Source organism: Micromonospora sp. NPDC049580 (assembly GCF_040675595.1).
Lineage (GTDB): Bacteria > Actinomycetota > Actinomycetes > Mycobacteriales > Micromonosporaceae > Micromonospora.
On record NZ_JBFAPG010000687.1, the window covers coordinates 1 to 2,390 of the forward strand.

The 2,390-nt window shown below is 73.9% G+C and carries 2 protein-coding genes; one reads left to right on the plus strand and one right to left on the minus strand.

The genetic code is table 11. The annotated features are described in order from the left end of the window. Window positions 1-26: 26 nt before the first annotated feature. On the minus strand, window positions 27-1,403 hold the full coding sequence (locus AB0J68_RS31005) for an FAD-dependent monooxygenase (RefSeq protein WP_355066017.1): 1,377 nt from the start codon (window positions 1,401-1,403) through the stop codon (window positions 27-29). Window positions 1,404-1,577: 174 nt separating this feature from the next. On the opposite strand from AB0J68_RS31005, the gene AB0J68_RS31010 reads away from it, so the two are divergent. Further along, the coding region (locus AB0J68_RS31010; RefSeq protein ID WP_363942304.1) for a serine hydrolase domain-containing protein at window positions 1,578-2,390 on the plus strand (813 nt) is incomplete at its 3' end.

A 2,390-nucleotide genomic window follows, 5' to 3' on the forward strand; every position in this document is an offset into this window, starting at 1 on the left:
GGGCGCTCGGCGCGTCCGCACGACCGTCAGCCCGCGCGGCGGTTCGCGCGCAGGGCGCCCAGGATCACGCCGGGTGTGGCCAGCGACAGCGGGTGCTCCCGCAGGGACACGACCTCGTTGAACCGGCGGGCGATCGCCACGTCCGTGACGGTCGCCGTGAGGATCTGCCGGCTGACCCAGCTGGATAACCGGTAGCCGCGCGGGTAGGGCCCGTCGACGTGCGGCAGCGCCAGGTCGGCGGAGGTCGAGGTCGACCAGGCGGCGTCGACCACGACCTTCTGCAGGGCGAGGAAGTGGCGGGCGGGCTCGCTCAGGTCCGGGTCGGAGCTCAGGTACGCCGACAGGCAGGCCGCGTGCAGGGCCGCCGCCGTCATCCCCTGCCCGTACACCGGGTTGAACGACGCGACGGCGTCACCGACGCTGACGAGTCGCGCCGGGAACCGCCGCAGCGCGTGGAAGTCCCGCCGGCGGCTGTCGGCGTGGTGGTAGGTCTGGACGTCGCCGAGCATCTCCTGCTCGGCGACCTCGCCGAACTCCGGCGGGAACTGCTCCCGCAGCCGTCGGACGAAGTCCTCGGCGGTGCGGCCCGGCCGGTCCTTCCCGTAGCCGGCCATCATGGCCATCCACCGGCCGTCCTCGATGGCGAAGAAGGCGGCGCCGGCGATGTCCGTCATGGTCCGCGGAGTGTGCAGGGCGAGGACGACGGTCGCCTCCGGAGACTGCTCGGGGCGGCGGAACAGGGCTGTCGCGTAGTTGAGGTGCACGGACATCCGACGGGTGGCGGGCCGCTCCCAGCCGGCCTGCTCCAGCCAGTCGGAGAGCCGGCTGGACCGCCCCATGGCGTCCACCACCAGGTCGGCGCCCTCGACGCCGGGCACCTGGTCGACCTCGTACCGGACGCCAGCGACCGCGTCGCCGTCGAACACGAGACCCGTGGCACGGGCGGTGACCGTCTTGACGTTGGGCAGCCGGAGCACCTGCTGACGGATCAGCCCTTCCAGGAGGGGCCGGCTGCCGGCCAGGCTGTCGTCGTCGTCGGGTACGACCACCTTCCGTCGGCCGTCGAGGTAGCTGCGCCGGGCGGCAGGCGGCGCCTCGACCGCCCCGTGGGCCAGCGCCCGCTGCCGGAACCCGGGGAACAGCTGCTCGAGCTGGAGCAGGCCGCCGGGCAGCAGCGCGTGCAGTTGCGTCCCCTGTGGCACGCCGGGTCGGGCGCCGCTCACCTGCGGGTCGTCCCGGTCGAGGAGGACCACGCTCTCCGCATGGTCGGACAGGACCCGGGCGGCCAGGAGCCCGGCGACACTGCCGCCGACCACCACCGCCTTACCCAGGCGCGGGGTTGGTTGGTCGGGGGGTCGCACGGCGTTCAACGCGGCGAAGACCCGAACCGGGGAGAGGGACATCGTGCTCTCCAAGGGGTACGAGGTGTGGCCCCGATCGTTGCACAGCGTCGACCGTCGACCGTCGCCCCGACACGTCCGCCCGGGTGTCGGATACCAACCATGTCGCTGGACGCGGTCGGCGTTCGTCTGAGCGAGGCTGGCGCGCCGCGCGTCCGTACTGTCACCATCACCGGCATGCCTGTCGCACGTCGTACCCTGCTCGGAGCTGGCCTGGCGGCCGCGACCGGCGCCCTCACCGGCTGCGGTGACAGCGGCGGCACCGGGCCGGGCGGGACCGGCCCCGGCGACGCGGTGACCACCACCGACGCCGCGGGGAACAGGGTGGGGTTCGGCGCGGCCGGGAACACCCCGCCGGGTACGCCGAACGCCTCCCCGTCGCCCGGCGGCGGGGCCACGGCGGCCAATCAGGCCAAGTACGCCCCGCAGCTGACGGCCCTGCTGCGGCGTCACCTCCCCGCCTCGCCGCAGACCGTCCAGCATCACGGCTTTCCCGGTGCGGTCGCCGTCGTGCTGGTCGACGGACGGACGACTGTGCACACCGCCGTCGGGGAGGCGCTGCGCTACGCGGCCGGCCCGAAACTCCTCGCGGCGGGTCAACGCGTCGCGATGCGCCCCGACTCCGTCTTCGACCTCGCCTCGGTCACCAAGGTCTACACCGCGATCCTGCTGCTGCAGCAGGTCGAGAAGGGTCGCGTCGACCTGGGCGCGACGGTCCGCGACTACCTGCCCGGCTTCACCGGCGCCGGCAAGGGCCCTCGTTCCTGGTCGATCCGGACCGCAGGCTCGTGCTCGCCCTGCTCACCAACCGGGCGCACCCCAACTGGTCCTGGGCGAATCCCGATCCCGTCCGCGCCGCTGTCGGCGACCTCCTCGCCGCAGCGGTCACCTGAGCGGCCGAGCGGGCCGTCAGCCCGCGAGGGCGGCCGGTTCCCGGTCGCGGCGACGTCCGGCGGTGAAGCTGACGATTCCCAGGCCCAGCCCGACGAC